Genomic DNA, 25,112 nt, shown 5'->3' with positions numbered 1-25,112 from the left:
AAGATGAATTACTGGCACTTACAAATGCATCCCGACGACAGATTATCTGTGGAGACGATCATCGCAATACTCAACACGAAACAAGTAATTGGCTTAGGAGATGTTTGGAAAGATAAAAACGGAAATCTGAACACTGCTCCCGAAGTATTTAAAACTGAGATGCAAATTGGAGATATTGTCATGATTCGTGATACCATTACTCCCGTTGCCTTAGTGCAAATTGAAGGGAAAGCTTTTATAGAGCAAAATGTTGTTGATGATTTTGATTGGTTTAAACTAAGACGAAAAATAAAAACGATTGCATTTTATGATACTGAAGGAGAAGTTTTGAAAAAAAGTTTTCTTACTAAATATGATAAAAGCTACATACAAGCTCCAGGCACATTAACCAAATGCCAAGGAAATAATGCTACCAATGATTTTATAAAAGCTTGGTACAAAATCGCAATAGAAAAGACACTTATGGATAATATAAAATTAAGTCCCGAAAGACAGTCGGAAATCAAAAACATGTGGATTAAATTTAAAGATAAATTCACAGAAAAAGATAAAACTGAAATTAATGATAAAGTCATTAAACTGTCTTCGGAATGGCAACAATACCGCAACAAAATAGAAGATGGTTCGCTAAATCTAGACGAATATACCAATCGTAAAGATGCAGATACTGCTATTATGCCGGGGAGTTATATGTGTAATTTTTTAGAAAGAGATACCAAGAGTGTTTTTGGATCTTCTAAACCTGGAAACTCAAATAATTTCGAAATAAAATTGAATAGTGATGAGTTAACTTATACTATTCGTAGAGAATTAAAAGCTAGCGATAAAGGGTTTAATAAATATGAAAAGGACAAATCGTTATCGTTTTTCACGGAGAACGTAATGCCTATTTTAGAAAAAATTGTTAAAACTCATGACAGTAGAAAAAAAGTTGATGCGGTAGAAAAAAGCAATTACGCTGCGAAGCAAATATTGCGTAAAATGGCGGTATTAGACAAAACTGGCGACTTTTTGTTTATCTATTCGAATAGCATTATTGATATTTTACATGCCGAATTTGTAGAAAGTACCGAAGCGACGAACCTAGGTAAAAACCATGAGATACGTCTGGTAGCCAATGAGATATTAGCACTAGATAAAGACAATGTAGTAGAATCGGTTTTACTATCTTGGTTTTTATGGAGGTGTGCTAACACTCAGAGTATTGCAGATGAAAACACACCAAACGTAATTCTCTATGGTCCTCCAGGTACGGGTAAAACCTATGCTGTAAAACAAAGTTTAGATTTTATTTGTCAAGGTGATAGAAGTAGATATGAGTTTGTACAGTTTCACCCTTCTTTTACCTACGAAGATTTTATTGAAGGTATTAAGCCCAAAGGTGTAACACCTGACGGAAACATTAAGTTTGAATTGGTTGATGGAATTTTTAAACGCTTTTGCAAAAAGGCCAAAGCAAACCCAGATAAGAAATTTTACTTTGTCGTTGATGAGATCAACAGAGCCAACCTTTCTTCCGTATTCGGAGAAACCTTATTGTGCTTGGAAAAAGACTACCGTCATGATGTTCAAAATAAAAATGATGAAAATTTAATCAAAACGCAGTATTCCACTTTAATCGAAGAAATGATAAAAGAAGATCCTTCTAAAAAAGAGTTAGCGTATCATTTTCAAGACGGTAATGCTTATTTTGGCGTGCCTAATAATGTATTTTTCATCGGAATGATGAATGATGTGGATAAAAGTATTGATGCTTTTGATTTAGCTTTACGCCGAAGATTCAAATGGATTCGAAAAGACTGTGATTATGAGGTTATCGAAGAGACGAAGTTTAAAAATGGCGAAGATTTTACCAATATTGATAGCTATGTAAAAGCTTGTCAAAAATTAAATGACTATATCAACATACAACTTGGCTTAGGGAAGTCGTATGAATTTGGACATTCCTTTTTTATGAAAATGACTACTATGGCCAGCAGAAAAGAAATTTCGTTTAAGAATTTGGAGAGTTTATTTCAATTGCATTTAAGTCCTACGCTAAAGGAATACCTGAGAGCCATGTTTGCCGAAAGTGAATTAGACGACAAATTACAAAATGCTTTAGAGGAATTTACAAAACCTTTTAAAGGAAAAGTGTAATGCGTATAACCGTACAAACCAATCATAATTTTTATGAAGAAGCTGCTTTAACCGAAATTGGGTTAAAGGAGAAATTTGGTGTGCGCACAAACAGAGATGTTGAACAAATAAAAAATAATTTATTTGCTTCAACCTATGAGTTTACGACTGATAATAAATCCTTGGAGCAAGTACAAATCTTTGGGTTTAAAAACAATCGCAATAAACTAGAAGAAGACGCGCAACTTATTATGAAGTTGTATGCCAAAGAGCATTCAGTCGAAGGACGAAAATACATTATACAAACCGGATTATTTGCAGGTGTTTTATATCACAAAGGTTGTCAGTTTAATATTAGCACAGCTTACGGTGAAACTTTTTTGAATAGAATGCTAAACTTTATCAATGATGTGTACATTGATAATCAAGAAGCCAAAGCATCCAAATCAAAGAAGACGAACGAGTTTCAGAATATTATAGCTTATTTGTTTATCCAGGCTTTAGAAAAAGCTTCGGTAATGGGTTTGCCCAAAGTGTACCAAACCCAAACGCAACGCAGCCATAAAGTAAGAGGGAAGATTGATGTTAATGCTTATTTAAAACATGATTTTCCTTTTCAGGGAAAACTAACTACATCTTTCAGAGAACAAGTATATGTTCAAGAAATTGTTGATGTGTTGTATCTTGCTTGTAAAAAACTAGAACAAAGTTTTGGTAAAGAGATTCATAGAAAGATTCACGGTATCTATCAATTGCTAAAACAAAGTTATTCTGGTATATATGCACAACACACTACAATTGATAAAGCTAAAAAGCATAGCGTGCTTCAAAATCCTATGTTTGGTCCTTTCAAAAATGTATTGACCTATGCCGAAATTATTTTAAAAGACCAGAGTTTAGAAACTTTAAACCAAAAAGACAATTTAGCTACAACAGGCTATTTGTTTGATATTTCTCAACTGTTTGAAGTCTATCTTGAAAAATTGTTAAGCAGATATTTTACCGATTGGTATGTAAATGGTCAAGAAGAACTACAGGTATATAAGACTATGTTTTACGGTCGTAAAATGTTTCCCGATTTAGTTATGAGACATAAAGAAACGAATGAAGTGATTGTTTTTGATGCTAAATTCAAAAATATGAGAAGTATTAAAAAGGATGTAGATCGATCTGATTTTTATCAGATTCATTCTTACATTCAATATTACCAACCTAATGTATTATTCGGTGGATTATTGTTTCCTTTTTCTGAGAATATAAATACAGAAAAAGCACATTCATCAAGTCTTTTTGGGAATGACAACAATGCACATTCCTTTGTAGTTGATGGTGTTTTTATTCAAAAGGGAATGACGATGCAGGATATTGCTAGAAGTGAAAATGAATTTTTGTTAAGGGTGGAGAAACTTATATCAAATAGTATTGGATTAGATTAAAATTGCAGCATAATGGATAACCAAATTGAAATATTCAAAACGAATGATAATCAAACTGAAATAATAGTTCAGTTTGAGAATGGAACGGTATGGCTGACTCAAGATCAATTAGTACTTTTATTTCAAAGAGATCAGTCGGTTATTTCTAGACACATTGGAAATGTTTTCAAAGAGGGTGAATTAGATAAAAAAAGCAATATGCAAAAAATGCATATTGCTAATTCAAATAAAGCTGTACCATTTTGGAACAGCTTGCAGGTTATCGCTTAATAATATTTTTGAACTTTTTAGTAGGGATAAATCGTTTATTCCTATGTGTTTAACGAATGTTTTTAATAAAGAAGATTTAGTTGAAAAATCAGTTGTCGCAAAAAATGCACCAACTGAAAAATACAGCAAAACTAGTGGTAAACAGGTTCATGATCTATGTTCTATTCCTAATTTAGCAATAAAATCAATAGAATTGGGCTTTAGCCCATTTATGAAATAAAATTTGGATTGGCTTTAGCCAAAAATACGTTTAAATTTGGATAAAACCAATCCGTTTTTTTTATTATAAAATAGGCTAAAGCCTATTCCTATTGATTTTTGTCAAAGAATAAAAAACGAACACAGGTTGGTATTGTATTTTTAGATGATGCGCTAGATATTTTTCAACTGTCTCAAGATTTGCGATAGTTCAATTAGAAGGAGCGCACACAAGCAAAACGAACAGATGAACTAATTATGCCAATGGACAGAATAATAGCTAAAAGATTTTTGTTTACTTTTAAAATTGAAGTATTATGGATAACCAAATAGAAATATTCAAAACGCTTGATAATCAAACTGAAATCAAGGTTCAGTTTGAAAATGAAACAGTCTGGTTGTCTCAAGGACAAATGGCTGCACTTTTTATGCAAACCAAGCAAAATATTAGTTTGCATATTAATAATTGCTTTAAAGAAAAGGAATTAGTTCAAGACGCAGTTGTCAAGGAATACTTGACTACTGCATCTGATGGTAAAAAATATAGAACTAAGTATTACAACCTTGATGTAATTATATCTGTAGGTTATCGTGTAAAATCCAAACAAGGAACGCAATTTCGTCAATGGGCAACCCAACGGCTAAAAGACTATTTGGTGCAAGGTTACGCCATTAATGAAAAGCGATTAAAAGAAACTGAAAATAAGTTTCAGGAATTAAAACAAGCCGTAAAATTACTAGAAAGGGTTGTAAATACCAAAGAAGTAACGGGAGACGAGGCACAAGGATTGCTTAAAGTACTGAGTGATTATGCTTTTGCTTTGGATATTTTAGACCAATACGATCATCAAACTTTAAAAATTACCAATACAGATACCGACGAAGTTTTTAAAATTTCGTACCAAGAAGCCATGAAAGCCATTGCGAGCTTAAAAACAAAATTTGGTGGTTCACATTTATTTGGCAACGAAAAAGACGAATCGTTTAAGAGTTCCTTAGAAACTATTTATCAAACTTTTGACAGTATCGATCTATATCCTTCTGTTCAAGAAAAAGCCGCACATTTGTTGTATTTTGTAACCAAAAACCATTCGTTTACCGATGGAAACAAACGCATCGCTGCTTTTTTGTTTGTTTGGTTTCTTGAACGGAACAAATTATTGTACCACGAAGGCAGAAAAATAATAGATGACAATTCATTGGTGGCGTTAACACTAATGATTGCCCAATCAAAATCAGACGATAAAAACATGATGGTTAAAGTAATTATTAAGTTGATTAACAATAAATAATGAGCTACGAATATTCAGAAGACGCCCTTATAGAGCAAGCCACTCAAGATGTATTGGAAGAGTTGGGATGGAAAGTAATGACTGCTTGGACCAAAGAAAGCTTTGGTGAACAAGGACTTTTGGGACGTGAAAACAAATCGGAAGTGATTTTAAAGCGTTACGTTATTGCGGCATTGACCAAACTAAATGCTGGTATTCCGCTTTCGGCATATGAGCAAGCGTATGAAATTCTAGCCCAAAAAGTAGCAGATAAAAAACTAGGTAGCATTAATAAAGATAAATACGACCTACTCAAAAACGGCATTCCGGTAAGTTATACCGATGACAAAGGAGACCTGATCAAAAAGAAGCTCAAGATTTTCGATTATAACAATTATGCTAACAATGATTTCTTGGCCGTTCGTCAATTAGAAATTCTAGGCGAATTATACAGTCGTCGACCGGATGTAATAGGGTTTGTAAATGGTATTCCGCTAGTGTTCTTTGAACTCAAAGCACACCACAGTGATCTACGCAATGCTTACAATGATAATATAAAAGATTATAAAGACACTATCGCCCAAGTTTTCCATACCAATGCTTTTATCATTTTAAGCAATGGTGTAGAGAGCAAAGTAGGAACGATAACGAGTCCGTACAAATTCTTTTTGGATTGGAAACGTATCGAAGAAGAGCAGGAAGGTGTGGTAAGCTTAGATACTATGTTACGCGGTACCTGCGCACCACACCGTTTAATGGACTTATTTGAAAACTTTCTTTTATTCGATGAAAATAGTGGTGAGGTAGTCAAATTAATGGCTAAAAATCACCAGTATATTGGAGTAAACAAAGTTTTAGAAAACGTTAGCAATATCGACGATCTTCAAGGGAAACTAGGAGTGTATTGGCATACGCAAGGAAGCGGCAAATCGTATTCGATGGTTTTTTTATGTGAAAAAGTACACCGTAAATTTGGCGGTGCTTATACTTTTTTGATTGCAGTAGACAGAACAGAATTAGAAAATCAATTGTATGACACCTTCTCTGGTGCCGGAATCGTAAACGACAAAAACATCGTTGCAGGAAATAAAAAAGGAATGACAGGACGCGACAATTTAAGGGAGTTACTCTCAGAAAACCACCGTTATGTGTTTACCCTTATTCATAAATTCTCCATTGATCCAGATAAAGAATCAGAATACCCACTGATTACAGGTCGTAAAAATATCATTGTAATTTCAGATGAAGCGCACCGTACACAAGGCGGAACTTATGCCAGAAACATGCGGTTCTTTGGTTTGCCCAATGCTTCGTACCTTGGTTTTACAGGAACCCCAATTATAAAAGACGAAGAAGAATTGACCAAAAATATATTTGGGGAATATGTTTCTATCTACGACTTTAAACGCGCCATTGACGATGACGCAACTTTACCTTTACTATATGTCAATAGAGGAAAAAAACTAGGAATAGACAATCCTGAGCTAGATGATAAAATGGCTGAGGTTCTCGAAGATGAAAATATTGATGAGGATAAAAAGAAAAAGTTAGCCTATTTATTTCAAAAGAATTACCCCATCCTAACTGCCGAAACCAGGCTGGATGATATTGCTAAAGATTTGGTTTGGCATTTTAACGACAGAGGTTATCAGGGTAAAGCCATGTATGTTGCACTTGATAAACCTACAGCAGTACGCATGCATCAGTTGATCATGAAGTATTGGCCTTTGTATCTAAAAGAATTGCAAGCACGAATTGCTAATGCACAAGACCAACAAGAAGCCCAGGAATTACAAAGAAAATATAATAAGGTTGCTGAAACCGAAGTATGCGTGGTGGTGAGTAGTGAGCAGAATGAGGTGGATAAATTCCGTAAAATGAATTTAGACATTGAGCAACACCGCCGTAAAATGGTGGAACGAAATCTTGAAAAAGAATTTAAAGATGCCGAAAATCCATTCCGTTTAGCGATAGTCTGCGCAATGTGGATCACAGGTTTTGATGCGCAATGTGTTTCTACTGTTTACCTAGACAAACCTATCAAAGGACATACGCTCATGCAAACTATCGCCAGAGCCAACCGTGTGTATGATGATGAAAAAGAAAACGGGCTAATTGTAGATTATGGTAACGTGTATAAAAAACTAGAGCAAGCCTACTCTGTATACGGTGAAGGTGGTAAAGGAAGTCAAGGAAATGGAACTGGTAAAGCCGTTGAAGAAATTGATGACTTAGAAAAACAGTTACAGCAAGCGATTAAAGAGGTTAAGGATTATTTGAAAACACTAGATTTCAAACTTTCGACACTCTTTAATGTGAAACCGATGGAAAAAATTAGTTTGCTCAAGAAAGCAGGGGATTGTATTTGTTTAAATGAAACTACCCGCACGAGTTTTGAAATGATGGCACGCTGTGTTTTTAGAAAGTACAAAGCCTTGTTTCCTGAAGAGCAGGCCAAATCATACATCAGAGAATTTAATGCTATAGATGCTATTTACAATCTGCTTAATCAAAATGTGAAATCGGCAGATGTTACAGAGATTATGATGCAACTGCAAAGTATTGTTAACGCAAGCGTGCATTTGGAGGAAGACGGAACAAATGAGTCAGAAGAGGAAATATACGTCGATTTAAGCAAGCTTGATTTTGAAAAATTGAAAGCTGCTTTTGCAAAAGCGCCTAATAAAAATACATTAGTGTACGATTTGCAACAAGCCATAGATCAAAAACTGGAGCAAATGCTCAAAGAAAATCCTTTACGGCTTGATTTTTATGATAGGTATAAAGAGATTGTAGAAGAGTACAATAAAGGAAAGTCCTTGGAAGATACGGTTGCTACCTTTGACAAATTAAGCAGTTATGTTACCGATTTGTCTTTTGAGGAACAAAGAGTCCTCAGAGAAAACTTGAAAGATCAAGAAACCTTAGCTATTTTTGATTTATTACGAGAAGGCAAAGAATTGGAAGGTAAAGACCTCAAACAGGTAAAAAAAGTAGCGTCAGAAACATTAGAAAAACTAAAAGCAGAAAAGTTAAAGATCGATCATTGGAGAGAAAAAAGAGAAGTAACGGCGCAAGTAAAAAGTGAAATTTACAATCAATTGTTGTGGCTCCCTCAAGAAGTGTACACCGACGAAGAAGTAAGCTTAAAAACAGTGGCGATATATCAGCATATTTATTCTAACTACTATGGTGCTGGGAATAGTGTGTATCAATCACGTCAATAGAGTGTTACTATTTTTAATAGTGAGCAGACTATTTAAGAAAGGATGATGAGGTTTTATATGATTTTGATTTTAAAATCAAAAAAATGAAATCTATAAAGATTACTTCTTTATTATATTGGATTGTATTTTCAAAATAATATGGTAGAGCTAAAACTATTTATTCCTTAACTCCATTTCCAAAAATATTTTTGTTGATCACTGATTGGTCAATTTTTCCTTTTACAACCCACGAAATCCCAAAGGCAACAAGCATAATGGTTTCTAGCCAAAAGGTACTATTATACGTTTGAGACCAACTCACATCAATGTTTGTTTTTTCTAATACAAATAGGGTTAACAAAATGAGCATGCTGCCCAACATCACTAAACCACAATATTTGTAAATAGGATGCGATTTCATTTTGCCAAAATCCTCTGGACGTTTTGTCCTTCGGAAATTAACAAACGAGAAAAGAGACAAGAATAGAAAAAATAGGGCAGCAGACGCATAGTGAATATAGCCAGCATTTTCGCTACTGATGTACGACCGCATATTGTCTTTGATTTCTTCTGAGCTTGTTGGGAAAATCACGACAATTATAGCGAGTATTCCTGCTAGATTAGCCATGAAATTATCACCAGGTATAAAATGGTACTTGCCATAAGTTGGCCTAGGATATCCTCGATAACAAAATAGAAAAAGCGCCACAGCGCTGAGAGCACCTGTAAATAATTCTCCCACCGTAGAATAATAAAAGTGACTGATTGAATATTTTAGATTGGATTGCGGTTCGTATACACCGTTAAACTTAATCCAATAGGTATCGTTAAGAACATTGAACGAATTTAGTAGCGTATTACCCGCCCAAAGTACAAATGGAAGTAACATTCCTATTAACCCAATAGATAATCGTATTTTGAGGTAAGTAACAACATGATTTTGCGGCTGGTCAAGGTTTGGATTCTTTATCATACAATTAATTTAAAGGTTAAATTGTAGATAGTGTGTTAAGAATAAGGTAGTTGGTTAATTCAAATGTATGAAATATTTTGATAAGTTAACAATAAAACACTCATTATTTAAAAGTTAAGGTATTTTTTTTGCCGAAAAAAAAGTGTTTTAAGAAGGCAATAGCATCATGTTTTTTGTCAATTATTTTATTTGAATAAAACCTAAGTAGTATTGATGTTTTCTGCTATAGAGTTCGATTTTATTATAAATAAAAAAGTTTTCATGTACCGTTAGATGTAAAAAAAAGTGTAGAAAATGGAATAAAGTAGTAATTTGAAAAAGTTAAAATTTATTTAAAATAAACACCAATCCATTCAAACATTCTTTTGTATACTTTTTCTCTTACTGGTTTTGTTGAGAGAACCAAATCATGCATACCATTTTTGATTTCGCATACTGTTATGTCTCCGGTTAGTTGATGGGCATATTTTTGGATGTGTTGTACATTTAAAACGGCATCTCCTGTTTTTAATTTTTCAGAGTAGTGTTTTTCATAAATTGATCTATCGCTGTGCATTACAAGAGTTGGAACGGTAATATTGGCGTCGTACTGAATATTTTTTTGAGCTTGATAAATGGCCGTTAAAAAGCCTAGATTTATGTTGGCAATATCAAGTGGTTTCCAGCTGAGGGAATAGTTCCATTCGCCTTGTTTGCTGTTGTGCAAGCTGTGACCATATACTTTTGTAAAGCCCGCAGGCACTTCTAGATTTGGTAAATATTTTCCAATAAAAGCAAATAAAGGGATACCGATTTCACGTTCAAAAAAAGGTAAGTTAAATTCATAAAACGGACTGTTACAAATTAATCCTTGAAAAAGTGTGCTATTGGGATATCTCACCGCATAGTTAGTAATGATGAGTCCGCCAGTAGAATGTCCATTTAATATGACTTGATGGTTACCTTCGGATTTAATGATTTGCAGGGCAAGACTTATTTCTTCATCATATTCAGTCAAGGAACGAACATTATTTAATTTTTGGTGGGTTAAAAAAGAACGTCCATACTTACGTAAATCCAAGGCATAGAAATGAAACCCATAATCGTTAAAACACTTAGCCATTTCGGACTGAAAAAAATAGTCATTGAAACCATGGATATAAAGTACTGCTTTTGTTGTACTAATACCACTTTTTCGTCTTATTAAAGTAGCATCAATAGGACCTTCATAATCATTTGTGAATTTCAAAGTGCATCTCTCAAATTGATCACCAAGTAGGTCAGGAGTGTAACTAGTATTTTTTTTTGGTATTGGTTGCTCCTTAAGCATTTTTATTTTTTTGTTTAAAGATGCAATATAATTATTTAAAACTACTAATTAGCGGTGAAGGTATAAGATCAGGAAATTATTTAAGTAATTTGGAGAATTCATATAGACCAGTTGCAGCATCGTTTTTTTAATTAAAATAGGGAGTGCTCAAAATGTTTAGAACGAAATATAAATTGTTTGATATCAATTCCTAGTCGACTTTCTTCATTTCCAAGAATACGTGGTCAACTTCAGCAAATATTCTATTAGTTTTGCCTGAGGGTTAGTCAAATGTTGATTTTATTAGCACATTGGTATACATTATTTTTTAGTAATTACATGTAATTTTAAAATGAAATTCTGTAAGTTTCGAAAGTGTTTAAATGGCTAGATTTGAATTACTACTAATTTGATAAAAGTACATGATGAACAGACCCACACCAAAACACAAAGCTCCTACATTAAAATTTTCTTTACTCGGTGGAAGTGTTTGGGATCTTCACGAACAAAAACCAGAAAATTTCACACTAATCATTTTTTACCGAGGATTGCATTGTCCTGTTTGTAAAAAATACCTGGAAGAACTAGCGAATTTAATGCCAGCTTTTAACAAGAAAGGGGTCAACGTAATGGCAGTAAGTATGGATAAAGAGGAGAGAGCTCGGTTGTCACGAAAGGATTGGAAACTGAAAAATCTACCATTGGGGTATAATCTAACTCTAGAAATGGCGGTAAATTGGGGATTGTACATCAGTAAAGGGATAAAAGAGGGTGAGCCAGACTTATTTAGTGAGCCAGGTTTGTTCTTAGTGGATAATAAAGCAGATATTTATTATTCAGCAATAAATAGTAATCCTTGGGGAAGACCATATTTACCTTCCTTTGTCGATGCAGTCGATTTTATTTTAGCAAATAGTTATCCAGCTAGGGGTGAAGTAGTATGAACTATAGACTAAAAGTGAAATTGGTCGAGAGTCGAATAGCAAAAAGATAATTTCTTTAATCTCTGTAATGAACCATCCTATAAAAAAAAGCAAAAAAAAACTCATTTCGTTTGAAATGAGTTTTTGTGACCTTGACTGGACAATTTACAAACCATTTTATGAATGATTTAAAGAAGTTAGCTATGTGGAATTCATAGTAGGAAATACAAATTTGTTTCTAGTTTTAAGTGAAGTTATTCCAATATTTTTACAGTATCCACATTATATTTTAGCGGAGGGAGATCGTTTATGCAATGTGGAGAAATAAACTTTGATTAATAAACAAGATATGGTCAAAATTACCATTGCTTTTTCCTAAATAGATCTCAATATTTTACTACAATATTCTTGACGCTCATTATTTAAATATCTTAAATATGCGATAAGAACCCCATGATTATTTAAGTGTTAATTTTAGCTTACTGCATGATAAAAATTTAAAGCAGTTTTGCGATTTAAAAATATGAATTTTATTTACTGGTAGGGTTTTAAAATTATTGTAGCCTCAAATAAATTAATTGTAGCTATATTCTATAACTAATCTTCATGTTTTTTAATCTTACAAAATAATATACTTAAGGAAAATATCCACCTGATTAGGCCTACAATCTTATATTAATTAATTTGAGCATTATTCTTAGTAAATTCATTTACCTTTTTTGCAACGTAATTCAATATATAATTAACTAGTAGGTACTGGTGTATTAAATCCACTATTTGTTTTATTTTTGACTATATAATCTGGTCGAGAAATAACATTCAAGATAGACCGATGAATAATATTTATTTGTAATACATCTTAATTGTTAAGCTTTTATTTAAGGGAACATTAACAGTAGATATGTGTAACGTTATAAATAATACATCATAAATTAAATTATTTAGGCCAAAATCAGTGTTTACAATCTATTATTACATTAACTATCTAGCCGAGATTAATAGTCTAAAATGTATTGCCAGTACTTTGGTATTATCATAAAGTTTTTTTGTCCTTTTCCAAGGAATTAGAAGTTTATTGAATAATCAATGATATAATAAGGCAAATAAAAAGTAAAATTTTTAATACGATTCAATTTTGAGAGAATTTGAGTGTGTCAGAGGTAGTAAGTGAAAAATTGAGGGATATTGATTATAGTATTATAATACAGCGTTAAGCTATCAACAATTTAAAATATATAGTAAGAGATGGGAAAAATAGTAACCTTTGGTGAAATTTTATTAAGACTTTCTACCGAAAGACATTTGAGATTTTCGCAGTCCGAATCATATAAGGCGACTTATGGTGGTGGAGAATTTAACGTTGCAGTATCGCTAGCAAATTATGGGGTAAATGCGGAGTATGTTACTCGTTTACCTGATAATGAATTAGGTAACTGTGCTTTGAAAGAGATGAGAAAATTAAATGTGGGAAATCAAAACGTATTACTAGGAGGAGAAAGAATTGGAATCTATTTTTTAGAAACTGGTACAAGTACTCGTGCAAGTAATATTGTGTATGATAGAGCACATAGCGCTATGGCTACTTTGCAAAAAGGAATGTTTGATTGGAGAAAAATCCTTAAAGAGGCGACCTGGTTTCATTGGAGCGGAATAACCCCTGCTTTATCAGAATCAGCTGCGGACGCTTGTTTAGAGGCGATCGAAATTGCACACGAAATGGGGATTACTATTTCCACAGATTTAAATTATAGATCTAAACTTTGGAAATACGGAAAAACGCCTAAAGAAATCATGCCAAAAATGTTGCGTTATACTACTGTAATGCTGGGAGATATTGATACAGCTAATTTTATGCTAGGAGCTCCAGATGTAAATCCTAATTATGAAGATTTAGAGTCTCTACCAGTGTTATATAATCAATTATTTAAAATATGTCCCAATTTAAAGTATGTAGCTACCACTTTACGTTATTCTGTAAGCGCTTCGCATCAACGCATTGGCGGAATCTTATATGACGGTACGACGGTTTATAATGCCTCGGTGCAAGATGTGACTCCTGTAGTTGATCGTGTTGGTAGTGGAGACGCTTTCATGGGGGGATTGATTTATGGTTTAAATGAAAAACCATTTAATATGCAACGCGCACTTAACTTTTCCGTGGCAGCATGTTGTCTTAAACATACCGTTTCAGGAGATTATAATTTAGTTACTAAGGATGAGATTGAAAAATTAATAGATGGTGATTTTTCTGGAAAAGTCTCACGATAAAAAATTATAAAATGGCACAATTTACTAGAATAGAAGTGGCGCAGGCAATGAAAGATACTGGAATGATTCCTTTATTTTTTAGTACTGATATAGAATTAAGTAAGAAGATTTTAAAAGCTTGCTATGTTGGTGGAGCTAGATTGATGGAGTTTACCTCAAGAGGAGATTTTGCTCATGAAGTTTTCGGTGAACTTACTAAGTATGCTATCAATAATTTGCCTGGAATGATAATGGGGGTAGGGTCTGTCACAGATGCAGCGGCAGCTTCCTTATATATGCAATTAGGCGCTAATTTTATTGTAACTCCGGTTTTGAGGGAAGATATTGCAATCGTTTGTAATCGTAGGAAAGTATTATGGTCACCAGGATGTGGTACCCTGACAGAAATTAGCAAAGCAGAGGAATTAGGATGTGAAATTGTAAAACTTTTTCCTGGAGATTTGTATGGCCCGGAATTCGTAAAAGCAATAAAAGGACCTCAACCGTGGACTACAATTATGCCTACTGGTGGTGTGAATTTAAGTGAAGAAAATTTGAAAAAATGGTTCGAAGCAGGTGTGCACTGCGTAGGGATGGGATCCCAATTAATCAGTAAAGACATTATTACAGATAAAGATTATGCAAAGTTAACCCAGCGAGTGAAAGATGTTTATAGTATTATTAACAAGTTAAAAAAATAAGAATTTAAACTCTGATTGTAAATAGCTTTAGTGATAGATGTCTATTTGAGGCTTAGTTATGACAGTAACAATTTATCTCGATTTGCAACGAATGATTCGAAAAGACGGATACAAACTATTGGTCTATCCAAAAAGTGCAAAGCTCCTTTTAGCTTTCTTTCGTTTGGATCCAAGAATTCATTTACCCCTTCATTGATAATTTCTGGTTGTGTAAAAGCAATCGCATCGTTAAAAATATTATGTCTGTCTTTTGGGTAAAAACTTAAATGCCCATGTCCAGCATACCAATAATCAAAACTTTTTTCCATCAGGCCACTGTCATAACCACCTATACCAGTTGGAGCGTGGTTTTTACCAACCCATCCTGTGTAGTAGCCATTGTCACGCATGATCATAGGATAGGAACCTTCCCAACCTTTGTCGGATATACTTGTTCCTGAGTTGAAGTTTACACCATGCTTGCGCTCGTATTGTCCCAATAAAATGGAGACTCTACTCGGCGTACAGATGGCGCTGGTCACGTGGGCATTGGTAAACAAAATTCCGTCCTCGGCCTATTTGTCGATGTTGGGCGTTTGTACGATAGTGTTACCCGTACAGCCCAACAATTCATAAGATTGATCATCTGTCAATACAAATATGATACTGGGACGGTCTTGAGCTGTCATTCCAAGAATACCTTGAAAAATTAGTGCAAGAGTTACTATTTGTTTTTTCAATATTTTTTTTATTTTAAAACTTAATCTTTATGAGCATCAACAGCACCACCAATATTATTTTCTTGATAGCCTTCCATTTTAATTTTGAAAGAATGTGCGTAATCAGATGGGTATGATTTGGGAGCAGTGATGACCAATCCTTCTTCATTGCGTACCCATGTAATCTTTTCGTCACTACCTAAAAGTGTTATATTTTCTATTTTCGAATTTAAAACACCTATTTGTGTACTCAAAGATTTGATTACAATTTTATCCACTGGTTTATCCAATACTATGGCGTAAAATTCTTTATCTGATTTTTTTGTGAATCGAATGTCTTTATTCGAATATTCTATCTTATTTTTTTCTTCCACTTTATGACCACCTTCTGGCAATCTATTTGGGCCTTCGCCAAAAATAATCCAAGGACGTGTACCATAAATCGCGTCACCATTCACTTCCAACCATTGTCCCATATCGGTCAATAAATTTTCCATTACTGGTGGGATAGTTCCGTTTGGATCTGGTGGTACATTAAGCAACATAACCCCGTTTTTGGAAACGATATCTACCAAAACATCCACCAATTCGTTAGGCGATTTAAACTGTGCATTTGGTCTATAAAACCAGGCTCCTGGAGATGTATCTGTCAACCAAGTTGGATTTTTGGGTTGGTTGGGTCTTCCTCGTTCGTAATCTTTGATTGCAGTGTCCAAAGTATAGGTACTTTCTTTGTAAGCAACTCCTACTTCTTTATTCCATTCAATTCCTTTGTTATAATAGTAGGATAAAAATTTAAGTCGGCTTTCTTCCGTCATATTTTCCAACCACCAATCAAACCAAATTAAATCTGGCTGATAAACATCAATATATTCCTTTAATTTTGCCCACCATTCTTTATAAAAGCGATCGTCTGGAGTATTCGATTCTAAGGAATGTGGACTGGTGTACAAATCATAATCTTTTGGATCTATACCGCCATGTGCATGTGCTGGTGCAAAATATTTCCAAGTAAAAGCGTGATGAAAAGAAGCCATAAACTTCATCCCTCTAGCCTCAATTTCTTTTTTAAGGGCTGCAGATGGGTCAATACCTCCGTAATTCATACTGTTCCAACGTGTCGCCTTGCTGTCCCACATGGCAAAATTATCGTGGTGCATGGCTACAGGACCAGCAAATTTAGCCCCTGATTTTTTAAACAATTCGGCCCATTTTGCTGCATCAAAACCAGTTGGCTTGAATTGTTCAATAATATATTTATACCCAAATTCTTTTACGTTACCGTATTTACTCGTGTGGTGCACATAATTAGTTGAAGGATTTCCACTTTTTGTAGGTACAATTTTGCCATCTTGGTACATCACCATTCCGTGCCAACCGCCATAATATTGGTTAGGATCAGATCCTTCAAAAGCGGCAGATACTGGGCCCCAATGCGCATAAATTCCAAATTTTGCATCCTGAAACCAATCGGGTACTGCTTTTACAGTTGATACCGATTCCCAAGTGGCTTTAAATTTTTCTGTTTTTTGCTTTGATTTATTTTGAGCTTGAACAGTACCAAAAGAGACTGCAGCAAACAAACAAATCAATTTGATGTTATTTTTTTTCATCTATCGAATATTTGAATTATTTTAAGGAGATCGAATGATTCGAATACCTATCCATAAAGAGTTATAATATGCATATTATTTTGTTGTAACGATGGCTTCTGCTGCCTTCAAATTGCTAGATGTAGCAGTAATTTTGATGGTTCCCTTTTTGTCAGTCGCTTTTACAATCAACAAACACATTCCACTGAAAGCTTTGCTGTTATTCGCTTGAAAAGAAGCCAATGAAGCCGAATCACCATTACCAACTGCCGCTTGAGTTCCTGCGCCATTTACTTTAAAATTCACCAAATTATCGGCGTTTGGACATAAATTTCCGTTGACATCTTCGATTCTTACCGTTATAAAGGATAAATCTTTTCCGTCAGCGGTGATCACTTTTCTATCAGCCGAAAGTTTAATTTGAGCAGGAGTACCCGCTGTTTTAATTTCTTTTACAGCAGCTTGTTTTCCGTTTTTGTAACCTACAACTTTGACACTTCCTGGTTGGTAAGGCACATTCCATGACAAACGGTATTTTGTTTTGTACATTCCTTTTTCAAAACCATGATATTCTGATGGAATCTCGGTAAAGTCTTTTCCTTTTACTTTTTTACCCATCGATTTTCCGTTCACAAACAATTCCACTTCATCGCAGTTGGTATAGGAGTAAACCGGAATAATGTCACCTTCTTTTCCTTCCCAATTCCAATGTGGTAATACATGTACCATAGGTTTTGTTGTCCATTGACTTTGGTACAAATAAAAACGATCTTTAGGCAATCCTACCAAATCAACAGGTGCAAAATACGACGAATGCGACGGCCAATCTGAATTCCAATACCCATCTGTATCGTTATCCTTCCCTCCATAAGGAGTAGGTTCTCCTAAATAATCAAAACCTGTCCAAATGAATTCCCCTAACGAAAAAGGGTTTTTCTCCTGAGCCTCAAATTCTACATCGGGAGCGTAAGCCCATGGTGGCCCTACAGTGGTATCATAACTAGACACTTGATTGGTTTCATGTTTTTCATTGAATTCAATAGGCAAATGATATACTCCACGGCTACTAGTTTGCGAAGAAGTTTCAGATCCGTACAGAATCATACTTGGATTTTTTTCTTTGATTTCTTTGTAATCTGCAGGCCAATAGTTCATTCCGACCACATCTATTTGATAGGCCAATTTGTTGGTAAATGGTTGTGGATAATAGTTGAATCCAGCTGTTGTAGGACGTGTATTGTCTTCATCATGGCAAATATCATTGAGGTGTTTGGTCAGAATCCAACCGTCTTTTTTGCTTTGTTCCAAAATTTCGTTACCAATACTCCACATGATTACCGATGGATGGTTGCGGTCTCTTTTGATCATGTCGCGCAAATCTTTTTCATGCCATTGATCGAAAAATTTACTGTAACCATTAGGAACTTTAGGGAGTTGCCATTCGTCAAAAGCTTCGACAATAACAACAATTCCAAGTTTATCACAAACTTCTAATATTTCAGGAGATGGCGGATTATGACTAGTACGCAAGGCATTTGTACCCATACTTTTCATAATTTGCATTTGGCGTTCGGTAGCGCGATAATTCACGGCAGCACCCAAAGGTCCCAAATCATGATGCATACAGACTCCGTTCAATTGCACTCGTTTTCCATTCAATAAGAAACCATTGTTGGCATCAAATTTTATCGTTCTAATTCCAAAATCAGTTTGGTATTCTTCTACCACTTGATTGTTTACTTTTACTTGACTAATTGCAGTATATAAGGTAGGAGATTGTATATCCCAACGCGCAGGTTTTATAACCTCTAGATTTTGACTTAGTTTTTGTTCTGAATTTTTATCTAAAGAAATTGCTTTCGATTGGCTAGCCACCACAACGCCTTTATTATTCTTGATAGTAGTAACCAAAGAGGCATTCGAGCTTAGATTCCCAGCATTTTTGATTGTGGTTTGAATAGCCACAGTTGCTTTTGCATCAGTAACTGAAGGAGTTGTGATGTAAGTTCCCCATTGCGGAATGTGAATATCATTTTTGACTTTTAGATACACATTGCGATAGATTCCAGCTCCTGGATACCAACGCGCAGAAAGATCCTCGGGTGCTACTTGTACGGCAATTACATTTTCTTGACCATATTTAATGTATGGTGTCAAATCAAGTTCAAAACCAATGTAACCATACGGGCGTTCTCCCACATAATTGCCATTTATCCACACTTTGGCATTATTCATCACACCGTCAAAAGCTACGGCAATTTGACTTCCTTTATTTTTATTATCTACAACAAAATGTTTTCGGTACCATGCAATTCCGTGAACGGGTAACCCACCTGTTCTGGCATTATTTTTATTACTAAAAGGACCTTCGATAGCCCAATCGTGTGGAAGATTTATTTTTTTCCAATTCGCATCTTGGTACGCAATTTTTTCAGCACCTTGAAGCGTGTCTTTTTTAAACAACCAATTCTGATTGAAATTTTGTACTCCCTTTTTATCCACTACGTTTTGAGCGGAACTATTTTTCGTAGCAAAAAGAGCTAGAAACGCTAGCGTGCTTAAAATTAAATTTCTTGCTTTCATTCGTGTTATTTTATCTTTCAGAATTGTTTATAAGGTAAAACTAAAGGATAAAAACAGGACAAGAAAAGTTTGAGGAGTTTAAATGAAGTCAAAAAACATCTGTTCTACTGAAAAACCCATTTCGTTTATGGCAACCGCTATATTCACTGTATTTTTATAGTTAAAGACAAACTATTATGAATAAAATAAACTATGCTATTTTAGTACTTTTAGCCTCTTATTCGAGTCTAAAAGCACAAGATTCCACTCGTCCTGCGAGTTACTACACAGATACAATTTCGTTTTCTGCAGCACCAAAAAGAATGACAGACAAACTCCCATTATCCCATCAAAAAGATAAAAAGTGGGTTTTGCAAAAGGATTTGTCAGATGAATTCGCTGGATTAAAACTAGACTCAGACAAATGGTATGATACCAATCCAAAATGGTTGGGTAGAGCACCATCTATGGCAAATTCAGAGAATGTTTCATTAGAAAAAGGAAATCTTGTACTAAGAATTAATCAAGTTAAAGAACCAAAATACAAAAATGATTATACGCACAATGTTGGTTGGGTAGTGAGTAAAAAATCTATTACCTATGGTTATTTTGAAATGCGAGCTAAGCTAATGGATGCTCCTTGGGTAAGTTGTTTTTGGTTGTACAACTGGTGGTATAAAGACAATTGGAAAACAGAAATAGACATCTGTGAAAACAATCCTGGAGCGGCAAAAAACAGACATACGCTGACATCCAACTTGCACGTGTTTTCGGCACCTGTGGACAAAGGAAATGTAACAGAACTAAAATCTCACCCGCAAAACTATTATATTCCGTTTGAGTTACAAAAAGATTATCATGTTTGGGGAATGGAATGGGATAAAGACTTTATCCGTTGGTATATCGATGGTGTTTTATTTAGAGAATCACCAAACGTGTATTGGCACCAAGATTTGCACATCAATTTTAATAGTGAATCGAATAAATGGCTATTAGCATTTCCTGATGATAACCGCTTGAATGAAGATTTTAACGTAGATTATGTGAGAGTTTGGCAGAAGAAGTAATTGGTAAACTGTGTTTAATAAAACCAAAATCCCCTCAAAGTGCTTGAAGACAAGCCTGCGTTATCCAGTTTTTAAATTAGAATATTTTCGTTTCTATTTACCTACGACACGAAGGGATTCGCGAGGTAGCGGGGTCATAATATAAATTCCGAAATGTAAATATAGAAAGACCTTCCTAATTTGTAATTATTTATGAATAAGACATATACAATATGTTTTTGGTCATATCAGGTATAACTGAAATCAACTATTTCCTATTTTTGGTGAAACCAAACCATACAAATTATGAAACTCATCTATTCAATTTTATTTCTAGTAGCTATTAGCATTTTATCTTGTTCAAAATCGAAAGATGATACTGATCTAATCCAAAATACTGATCCAGAGACAGAGGTTATTAAACCTAAAGAAGAAGTTATTGTTGAAGGAACCGACCCTATTAAGATTCCTATTTGTGATGGAGTAACACAACCTGCACCAGAGTTGATAAACGAAAACGTAATTCCTACGGATAAAAAATGTGGTATATTTTTAGAAAAAAATGGATTACTGATATTTGAAGCTGAAAATACAAGTTCTGATTTTGATAAATGGATTTATGAAACTGCCATTCCGGGTTATAGAGGTACTGGTTATTTAAGATACAATGGCCCTTTTACAGGAAGCTCGCCATTGGTTTATAAATTCAAAATTGAGAATGCAGGAATTTATCGTTTTATGATAAGAAGTTCAAAACCAGCAGGAGTTGAACAAGATGCAAATAACGATTGCTTTATTAAAATGGAAGGTAATTTTGTTGCTGGAGAAATGAATTCTTGTCTGGCAAACGCTGAAAGAAATTCCACTCAAACAAACTCCTTAAAAACGGATACCAAATTTTTTGGAACAGGTGGCGATGGAGAATTTAAAAATGCTGCTGGTCAATTAGATTTACACAGTATAAAACCTTGGGCCACTTATAATTTTAAAGCTGGAGAAACGTATACACTTACTATTACTGGAAGGTCATCAAAATTTAGTATTGACAGAATTTTAATTGCCGACTTAAATAAATACGATTATGCAAAATACAATGCCTACGCTAAAAATGCAGTTCAAAACGAATGTGTTGTAGTTAATTAACAACTAAAAAAAGCGACTGAATATAATTCAGTCGCTTATAAAATTATCGAATATTTTGAATTAGAATATTTTCGTTTCTATTCACGAACCGGACGAAAGGATTCGGTAGGAGGGCTTTTTAGTTTTTGTACGATATATTATTTTTCATGACTTCTAAAATAAATAAAATGTTTTTCTTGCTAAAAGCTAATACTTGTGTAGAGTGATCTATATTAGAATTGATTGAAGCAAAATTATTGTTAATTTCTAATCGATATCTTATAACTCCTCTTTCACAAGTAATTTTGAAATAATAACTTTCATATTCTAATGTAACAAAACCATAAGATGATTTAACGCTATTTATAATGTCTGAATACACGCCGTTAATTAGTTTAAATTCAGGAAATAATATAGATATTTGCTCTTTTGTGTAAAAAAATGATTCTTCAATATTTATAAAATCATAAATATTACTAATTTCTGTATTTTAAATGTTATTTCTCATAAATTTACCTACTCCAATCGTAACCCAAAAATAATCTATTTTTAGTCATTTTTGATTTTTTTAAAATAAAGAAAGTTGCAACCGTTTTCATGATTACAACTTTCTTATTACATTGCTTGTTCTACTTTGTGGCTAGAGGCATCCCGTAGCTTCGAGACCGTACCATCGTTTGGATAAAAGCCCTCACCATCGGGGTTTCTATTAGCAGTCCTGGTCAAGAAAAATTTTAGTTATCAATTAATTTCCATGTTCGTACCCAATCGTAGTAAGTAGTTCTGTCTTGAGCTGAACCATTCATTCCTCCGCCAGCAGGTACAGGATTCCAATCATAGGTTTCAACGACCATTTTCATATACATTCCGAGGTTAAAGTTAGCAACAGGAGTGGCTGTACGTACTTTTTTTCCATCCAAATAGAATTCAATTTCGGTAGGGCTTTTCCACCATGCTGCGTACACGTGATACTCATCAGACGCTTTACCACTTAATAAAGTATTGCCTCCAACAGATCCAACTGGGGTTTCTGGACAGCTAGTACTTCGACTATGTAGGTTAGAGCCCATTTGTTTATCAGTAGTTAATGTCCATGAGGCTGTGCCTGTGACTTGTCCAACGTCTAATTCTGTTGTTCTAAAATCACAACCTGTAGCCTCATTTCGTTTGTTAATTAACCATAAGGTAGACGACATAAATGTTTTATTGGCTTTCATTCTGCATTCTATAAAATAACCTACTTGCGCAGCTGTATTAGAGGTGATATAAGAACCTGCGTGCGTAAACGTGTTTCCATTAACGACTTCTGGTGCAGGTAAAATATCGGCTGTAAGTTGCAAGTTTCCGTCAGTTTGCGAAACAGTACTCTTTTTAAATAATCCAGGTGCTCTACCAATCCACTGGGACAGATCTGTATTTTTCCATTTAACTTCGTCAAGAGTGTTCAAATTAAACTCATCTGATAGGGCATCTACCTTGACCCACTTTTTTGTGGTTGGTGCAGGATTCACTTCTGTCAAAAAAGGTAAATCTGCCGACGGCTCGTTTTTTGTTACAGTTACTTTAAAACTGCAGGAAACGGAATTTCCAGTAACATCTTTTACTTGAAAAGTATTGGTAGTGACTCCCACAGGAAATGTGGTACCAGATGCTAATCCTGCCGTTTGAGTAGTTGTTGCACCTGCTACATTATCGGTACCAATAGGAGCGGTATAGGTAACAATAGCATTATTAGCAAAATAATCTATTCCCACGTTGATATCTGCAACACAACTGATTTCTGGAGGGGGTGTATCTACTTGCTTTTCCTCTTTCTTTGGTTCATTATCTGTCCCATTAGTGCTACAGGCAGATAGAATTAAGTAGAGAAAACCAAGTAAGTAGTGTTTTTTAATCATAATAATAGTTTTGGTTTAGTTAAGATGTAAAATAAAGCTAAAAGTTGTTTGTAGATGTAATCATATGGTTTACAAATTATAACAGATGATTCTGTACAGTTTATTTAAGAGATTAAATCAAAAAGATTGGTATTAAAAAAACTTTTCCTTTCAAAGGTGGTGCTTTATACTATGACTGAATTGAATATTAAACTAGATTTAAACTGAACTATGCTGTAATATTTTTTTTCTTCTATTTTTAAATAATCATAAAGTATAATTTAGCATTGCAAACAATTGTCATATGACCTAGTTTAAATTAAAAATATTTAAAATAAAATACTACTGATTTTGCTATAGAAATGACAATGTTTCAGTTAACCTTAAAAAACCAAATTATGAAATTAAAAAAATTACAAAAAATCAGTTTAGGACTGTTGACATTATTCTTTACTGTTACTACTATTGTTGCGCAACCAGCCGCCCCTTCTGGAAAAAAGTGGGTAAAAGCTACATATCTTTCAGATGATTTTAACGGATCCTTTGATACTTCGAAATGGGAAAAATCTACTTGGAATTACGCAGGAACACCGACTCTTATGAATAATAACAATTCGGGCGTCTCAGGTGGGAATTTATGGATCAAAGCGACAGATAATGGACAAAGTAACTCAGGAGCGTGGTTTCAGTCTTCTCGAGTACAATCTAAAGCAAAAGTAGGGTTTCCTATGTACACTGAATGCCGAATTAAAGCGGCTAATATTTCTGCTTATTCTACTTATTGGTTAAATAATGGGGATGCAAATAACCGTGATGAAATTGATATTTGCGAGAATAATCCAAAACCTTCAATCACTAGCCAGACATACAGACCTTACACAATGTATTCTCAATATTTCATAGTTAAGGATGGGGTTACTGAAAGAAATGCTGGTAATTTTGACAATAGAAACCTCCCTGCTGGTAATCCTGCAAAGGGAGTAAAATGGAATACTTATCAAGTTCTTGGCTGCTATTGGAAAGATTCTAAAAATGTACAATTTTACATTAATGGAGCTCCAGCGGGTAGTTTGACAACCACTGGTGTTTTTACATTAGCCCAGAATATTATTTGGGATTTATGGACAGGTCCATTTGATTATCTTGGTGGCCTTGCAGTAAGAAGCGATTTGGCAAATGCGGCTCAAAGCACGATGTATGTAGATTGGATAAATACATATACATTGGCTAATATTACAGGAAAAGAAGTCGAGTCTAAGCTTAAATCAGAAACTTATAATTACAAAACTTCTGTGTCACCAAATCCAGTTTCGAATTTATTGCAGGTAACCTTAAAATCAGAAAACGATTATAATTCCTATAGTATTATAGATCCTTTAGGTAGATCAGTAGCGCAAGGTAAAATTGCAGTCGGATCAGCAGAGTACAATGTAAATGTATCATCTTTAAAATCTGGAATCTATTTTTTAATTTTAAACGGAGAGAATAATTCGGAAAAAATTAAGATTATGAAAAATTAAGTAAAACTTAATTTTTTTTAAATGAACAGGCCTCAAAATCGAAAGATTATGAGGCCTGTTTTTT

19 protein-coding genes are annotated in these 25,112 nt (G+C 34.2%); 12 read left to right on the top strand and 7 right to left on the bottom strand.

What is annotated here, in order from left to right:
* Positions 1 to 3 precede the first annotated feature (3 nt).
* From M2326_RS08340 to M2326_RS08315, 6 genes are all read left to right on the top strand, one after another.
* The gene (locus M2326_RS08340; protein WP_264619105.1) at positions 4 to 2,139 is read left to right on the top strand and encodes an McrB family protein; all 2,136 of its coding nucleotides are present in this window, start codon (positions 4 to 6) and stop codon (positions 2,137 to 2,139) included.
* Positions 2,139 to 3,554, top strand: a complete 1,416-nt coding sequence (locus tag M2326_RS08335; protein WP_264619104.1) for an McrC family protein — start codon at positions 2,139 to 2,141, stop codon at positions 3,552 to 3,554. Before M2326_RS08340 ends, M2326_RS08335 begins: the two co-directional genes overlap by 1 nt.
* 12 nt (positions 3,555 to 3,566) lie before the next feature.
* Positions 3,567 to 3,824 (top strand): death-on-curing protein, encoded by a 258-nt coding sequence (locus tag M2326_RS08330; RefSeq protein WP_264619103.1) that lies wholly within the window; start codon positions 3,567 to 3,569, stop codon positions 3,822 to 3,824.
* 43 nt (positions 3,825 to 3,867) lie between these two features.
* Positions 3,868 to 4,044 (top strand): hypothetical protein, encoded by a 177-nt coding sequence (locus tag M2326_RS08325; RefSeq protein WP_264619102.1) that lies wholly within the window; start codon positions 3,868 to 3,870, stop codon positions 4,042 to 4,044.
* Between the two features lie 295 nt (positions 4,045 to 4,339).
* Positions 4,340 to 5,314 carry a RhuM family protein gene (gene rhuM / locus M2326_RS08320; RefSeq protein ID WP_264619101.1) on the top strand — a complete coding sequence of 325 codons (975 nt, stop codon included), beginning with the start codon at positions 4,340 to 4,342 and terminating at the stop codon, positions 5,312 to 5,314.
* Positions 5,314 to 8,520, top strand: coding sequence for a type I restriction endonuclease subunit R (locus tag M2326_RS08315; protein WP_264619100.1), 3,207 nt, complete (start codon positions 5,314 to 5,316; stop codon positions 8,518 to 8,520). Before rhuM ends, M2326_RS08315 begins: the two co-directional genes overlap by 1 nt.
* Before the next feature lie 157 nt (positions 8,521 to 8,677).
* On the opposite strand, the gene M2326_RS08310 is transcribed toward M2326_RS08315, so the two are convergent.
* Complete coding sequence (locus tag M2326_RS08310; RefSeq protein WP_264619099.1) at positions 8,678 to 9,472, bottom strand: hypothetical protein; 795 nt, start codon at positions 9,470 to 9,472, stop codon at positions 8,678 to 8,680.
* Positions 9,473 to 9,800: 328 nt separating this feature from the next.
* The gene (locus tag M2326_RS08305; protein ID WP_264619098.1) at positions 9,801 to 10,781 is read right to left on the bottom strand and encodes an alpha/beta hydrolase; all 981 of its coding nucleotides are present in this window, start codon (positions 10,779 to 10,781) and stop codon (positions 9,801 to 9,803) included.
* 401 nt (positions 10,782 to 11,182) lie between these two features.
* On the opposite strand from M2326_RS08305, the gene M2326_RS08300 reads away from it, so the two are divergent.
* The 3 genes from M2326_RS08300 (at position 11,183) to M2326_RS08290 (ending at position 14,631) form a co-directional block, all read left to right on the top strand.
* On the top strand, positions 11,183 to 11,704 hold the full coding sequence (locus M2326_RS08300) for a peroxiredoxin-like family protein (RefSeq protein WP_319800830.1): 522 nt from the start codon (positions 11,183 to 11,185) through the stop codon (positions 11,702 to 11,704).
* Positions 11,705 to 12,928: 1,224 nt separating this feature from the next.
* Positions 12,929 to 13,951, top strand: a complete 1,023-nt coding sequence (locus M2326_RS08295) for a sugar kinase (RefSeq protein WP_264619097.1) — start codon at positions 12,929 to 12,931, stop codon at positions 13,949 to 13,951.
* Positions 13,952 to 13,962: 11 nt separating this feature from the next.
* Positions 13,963 to 14,631, top strand: coding sequence for a bifunctional 4-hydroxy-2-oxoglutarate aldolase/2-dehydro-3-deoxy-phosphogluconate aldolase (locus M2326_RS08290; protein WP_264619096.1), 669 nt, complete (start codon positions 13,963 to 13,965; stop codon positions 14,629 to 14,631).
* A 56-nt stretch (positions 14,632 to 14,687) separates the two neighbouring features.
* Here M2326_RS08290 and M2326_RS08285 read toward each other — a convergent pair whose 3' ends face one another.
* The 4 genes from M2326_RS08285 to galB form a co-directional block, all read right to left on the bottom strand.
* The gene (locus M2326_RS08285; RefSeq protein ID WP_264619095.1) at positions 14,688 to 15,170 is read right to left on the bottom strand and encodes a sulfatase-like hydrolase/transferase; all 483 of its coding nucleotides are present in this window, start codon (positions 15,168 to 15,170) and stop codon (positions 14,688 to 14,690) included.
* Positions 15,171 to 15,185: 15 nt separating this feature from the next.
* Positions 15,186 to 15,350, bottom strand: coding sequence for a hypothetical protein (locus M2326_RS08280; RefSeq protein WP_264619094.1), 165 nt, complete (start codon positions 15,348 to 15,350; stop codon positions 15,186 to 15,188).
* A gap of 20 nt (positions 15,351 to 15,370) precedes the next feature.
* On the bottom strand, positions 15,371 to 16,942 hold the full coding sequence (locus M2326_RS08275) for an alpha-L-fucosidase (RefSeq protein WP_264619093.1): 1,572 nt from the start codon (positions 16,940 to 16,942) through the stop codon (positions 15,371 to 15,373).
* Positions 16,943 to 17,017: 75 nt separating this feature from the next.
* Entirely contained in the window at positions 17,018 to 19,504 is a 2,487-nt protein-coding gene (galB, locus tag M2326_RS08270; RefSeq protein ID WP_264619092.1) for a beta-galactosidase GalB, read from the bottom strand.
* A 176-nt stretch (positions 19,505 to 19,680) separates the two neighbouring features.
* Here galB and M2326_RS08265 point away from each other — a divergent pair, with 176 nt between their 5' ends.
* Positions 19,681 to 20,550: a family 16 glycosylhydrolase gene (locus tag M2326_RS08265; protein ID WP_264619091.1), complete on the top strand. Its 870-nt coding sequence runs from the start codon at positions 19,681 to 19,683 to the stop codon at positions 20,548 to 20,550.
* 285 nt (positions 20,551 to 20,835) lie between these two features.
* Positions 20,836 to 21,672 carry a carbohydrate-binding protein gene (locus M2326_RS08260; RefSeq protein ID WP_264619090.1) on the top strand — a complete coding sequence of 279 codons (837 nt, stop codon included), beginning with the start codon at positions 20,836 to 20,838 and terminating at the stop codon, positions 21,670 to 21,672.
* A gap of 713 nt (positions 21,673 to 22,385) precedes the next feature.
* Here M2326_RS08260 and M2326_RS08255 read toward each other — a convergent pair.
* Positions 22,386 to 23,549, bottom strand: a complete 1,164-nt coding sequence (locus M2326_RS08255) for an HYR domain-containing protein (RefSeq protein WP_264619089.1) — start codon at positions 23,547 to 23,549, stop codon at positions 22,386 to 22,388.
* Positions 23,550 to 23,926: 377 nt separating this feature from the next.
* Here M2326_RS08255 and M2326_RS08250 point away from each other — a divergent pair, with 377 nt between their 5' ends.
* Complete coding sequence (locus M2326_RS08250; RefSeq protein ID WP_264619088.1) at positions 23,927 to 25,048, top strand: T9SS type A sorting domain-containing protein; 1,122 nt, start codon at positions 23,927 to 23,929, stop codon at positions 25,046 to 25,048.
* The last annotated feature ends 64 nt before the right edge of the window (positions 25,049 to 25,112 follow it).

It is taken from the genome of Flavobacterium psychraerolatum, from assembly GCF_025960985.1.
Lineage (GTDB): Bacteria > Bacteroidota > Bacteroidia > Flavobacteriales > Flavobacteriaceae > Flavobacterium.
This window is presented reverse-complemented; position numbering and strand designations above follow the sequence as displayed.